This window comes from Streptomyces sp. NPDC058741 (assembly GCF_042746715.1).
Taxonomy (GTDB): domain Bacteria; phylum Actinomycetota; class Actinomycetes; order Streptomycetales; family Streptomycetaceae; genus Streptomyces.
The window spans coordinates 1-2,953 of the sequence record NZ_JBHYQH010000103.1; the positions used below are offsets into that span (position 1 = coordinate 1).

The window sequence follows — 2,953 nt, forward strand, 5'->3', positions numbered from 1 at the left end:
CATCCCCACCGGACGCGAGCAACTCCCAGAACGCCTCCGGCGTGTCGATACCACCCGGCAGGCGGCACGCCATCGACACCACCGCGATCGGCTCGTCCGCGGACCGGTCTCCGTCCCGGACGACGGCCGTGGCCGCCGGGGTCCTGGGGCCGGAGTCCAGGTCCAGCCTGCTCAGCAGCAGGCCGGCGATGGCGGTGGACGTGGGGTGGTCGAAGGCGAGGGTGGACGGCAGGGGGACGCCCGTCTCCGCCGAGAGGCGGCGGCGCAGTTCGACCGCCATCAGGGAGTCGAGGCCCAGGTCCTTGAAGACCTGCTCCTTGCCGACCTCTTCGGGGCCGGGCATGCCCAGGACGGTGGCGGCCTCCTTGCGGACCAGGTCGGTGAGCGACCCGCGCCGGTCGGCCTCGGACAGCGTCAGCAGGCGGCCGCGCAGGTCCGACTGGTCGGCACCGGCCTCTCCGGCGCGGCGGCGCGGCGCGCGCAGGAGGGCGCGCAGCACCGCCGGCACCGCTGCCTCGCCCTCGCTGTCGAGGGTGCGCTGGAGCGAGGTGAGCTCCAGTCTGACGGGGACGAGGTGGGCGTGGGGCTGGGTGAGGGCCGTGTCCAGTGCCGTGAGCGCCTGGGCGGCGGTCAGCGCGCCGACGCCCTGACGGCGCAACCGGGTGAGTTCGGCCTGGCCCAGTGCGGCGGTCAGGCCGATGCCCGCCTGCTGCCACAGTCCCCAGGACAGGCTGGTGGCGGGCAGGCCGGCGGCGCGGCGGTGTGCGGCGAGCGCGTCGACGTAGGCGTTGGCGGCGGCGTAGGTGGACTGTCCGGCACCGCCGAGGACTCCGGCGGCGGACGAGAACAGCACGAACGCGGCCAGGTCCATGCCGCGGGTGAGGTCGTGGAGATGCTCGGCGGCCTGGGCCTTGGGCCCCCAGACGGTGGCGAGCCGCTCCCGGGTCTGGCCGGTCAGCAGACCGTCGTCGAGGACCGCTGCGAGATGGAGGACGGCCGTCCAGGGCCGGTCGGTGGCGGCCAGCACCTCGGCGAGGCGCTCGCGGTCGGAGACGTCGCAGGCGATGACGTGGACGCTCGCCGCGCCCGCCTCCGTCAGCCCGGCGACGAGCTCCGCGGCACCGGGGGCGTCGGGGCCGCGCCGGGACGTGAGGACCAGGTGACGTGCGCCGTGCTCGCGTACCAGGTGGGCGGCGACCTGCCGGCCCAGTTCACCGACGCCGCCGGTGATCAGCACGGCGCCTTCCGGGTCCAGGGGCGCCGTCACGGCCTCCCCGGCAGCGCGGACGAGGCGTGCGACCCGGATCTCGCCGTCCCGTACGACCGCTTCGGGCTCCTCCGCGATCAGGGGTGCCCGGACGGGGTCGACGGAGCCGTCGGTGTCGACCAGGTGCACCGGGCGTTCCGGGTGCTCGGTGCGGGCCGTGCGCAGCAGTCCCCACAGTCCCGCGCCGGCCGGAGCCCGTACGCCCGTGCCGTCTCCGGCGTCCACGGCGCCGGAGGTGACCCAGAGCAGGGGCACGCCGTCCAGCCGCGGCTCGGCGAGCAGGCCCTGGAGGAGGCCGAGGGCCAGGGACGTCGTCTCCAGTGGGGTCGCGGCCGGGGCGGTGGCGTCGATCACGACCCGCTCGGGGGCGTCCTCTCCGGCGTCGAGCCGGCCGGTCAGCGCGTCGAGCGCGGCCGGGTCCGCCAGTTCCGTCACCCAGGCGACGCCCTCGGGCGCGGCCGGCGGGGCGGGCAGCCGGCGGAACTCGACGCGGTGCAGGTGGGCGGTGCCGGGACGGGACGCGCGGACCTGCTCGGCGGTGGCCTCACGCAGCCGCAGGTCCGCCTCGACGACGAGCCGTCCGGACCGGTCGGTCGCCCGGACGCGCAACGTGTCCGCAGCGGTGTCGAGGTCGATCCGGACGCGCAGTTCGGTGCTGCCGACGGCGTGCAACCGCGCCGCGGACCACACGAACGGCAGCAGGACATGATCCTGCGGTCCGGTTTCCCCGTGCAGCGTCACCAGGGCGTGCAGCGCGGCGTCCAGGAGGGCGGGGTGGATGCCGAACGCATCCGCTTCGAGGGCTTCCGGCAGCCGCACCAGGCCGTAGGCGGTGTTCCCGCTGCGCCACAGCTCGGTCAGGCCCTGGAAGGCCGGGCCGTAGCCGAGGCCACGCGCGGCGAACGCCTCGTAGAAACCGTCGAGCGGTATCCGCTCGGCGCCGGGGACGGGCCACTGCGTGGGACCGGTGGCCTCGTCGGTGTCGCCCGTGGCGTCGTACGACAGCGCCCCGGCCGCGTGCTGCCGCCAGGGGACGTCCTCGTCGGCGGAGTCGGGCCGGCTGTAGACGGCTATGGAGCGCCGGCCGTCGGACGAGGGGCCGCCCACGACGACCTGGAGGCCGAGCGCGCTCTCGTCGGTGAGGACGAGGGGCTCCAGCAGCGTCAGTTCCTCGACCGCCTGCGCGCCCACGTGGTCGGCGGTCACCAGGGCCAGTTCGAGGAGGCCCGTGCCGGGGACCAGGGTCGTGCCGAACGCGGAGTGCTCGGCCAGCCACGGGTGTTCCGGCAGCGACACGCGGCCGGTGAACAGGTAGCCGTCGTCGTCCGCGGTAGCCGTCAGCGCACCGAGCCAGGGGTGCTCCGCCGGCCGGAGTCCCAGGGAACGGGCGTCGCCCGTCGTCTCCTGGCTCTCGTACCAGTAGCGCTGGCGCTGGAAGGCGTAGGTCGGCAGTGGCACGACGGTGCCGGTGCCCAGCACCCGGTCCCAGTCGAGGGGGTGGCCCTGAACGTGCAACAGGCCCAGATTGCGCAGCAACTGCGCACTTCCGCCCTGCTCACGCGCCAGGGAACCCACGACGATGCCACCGCGCTCGGCACTGCCGTCGGTCAGCGGCATCGACAGCACCGGATGCGCGGAGATCTCCACGAAAACCGTGTGACCGTCGTCCAGCAACCGGGTCAGGGC

At 75.0% G+C, this 2,953-nt stretch carries 1 protein-coding gene; it reads right to left on the reverse strand.

Annotated elements, in window-relative coordinates; all coding sequences use genetic code 11:
• Positions 1-2,953 (reverse strand): KR domain-containing protein (locus ACFW6P_RS32020; RefSeq protein ID WP_386425783.1); only part of this gene is annotated, 2,953 nt, incomplete at both ends.